This is a genomic window from Bradyrhizobium sp. LeoA1Lang, assembly GCF_055413685.1.
Window position 1 is genome coordinate 1 of sequence record NZ_JBVAPG010000487.1, and the last position, 599, is coordinate 599.

Annotated in this window: 1 protein-coding gene; it reads left to right on the forward strand. The window is 56.9% G+C overall.

Annotated features, from left to right (window positions below; translation table 11 throughout):
* Window positions 1-174 precede the first annotated feature (174 nt).
* Window positions 175-599: redoxin domain-containing protein (locus ACZYOF_RS44265; protein WP_463719660.1), on the forward strand; the 425-nt coding region annotated here is incomplete at its 3' end.

Sequence of the window (599 nt, forward strand, 5' to 3'; positions counted from 1 at the left end):
TATCGATGTAAGATAATGGCCCATTCTGCCCAATTACGGACCGAGATATCGCCGCGGCGAGCATCCGATTGTCGCATTTCCGCCAGTTGAACCGCGAGATCTCCTGGCACATCGCTTGCTTGACTTGGGGCCGGTATCATCGCTTCCCGCGCGAAGCAAACTTGTGAGGACGATATGCTTGGAATTGGAAGTAAGTTGCCGCCGTTCGAAATCACAGGCGTGAAGCCCGGTTTTCATCTGCACGAAGAGAGCGGGCAGAGCGCGCTCGAGACGCTGACGGAAAACAGCTTCCCTGGGAAATGGAAGATCATTTTCTTCTATCCGAAGGATTTCACCTTCGTCTGCCCAACCGAGATCGCCGAGTTTGCCCGGCTGTCGAAGGATTTCGCCGACCGCGATGCGGTTGTGCTGGGCGGCTCGACTGACAACGAGTTCTGCAAGCTGGCTTGGCGACGCTCACACAAGGACCTGAACCATCTGCCGATCTGGCAGTTTGCCGACACCAAGGGCGGGCTGGTCGATGGTCTTGAAGTGCGTTCGCCGGACGGCGTCGCCTATCGCTACACATTCATCGCGGACCCAGACAACACGATCCAGCA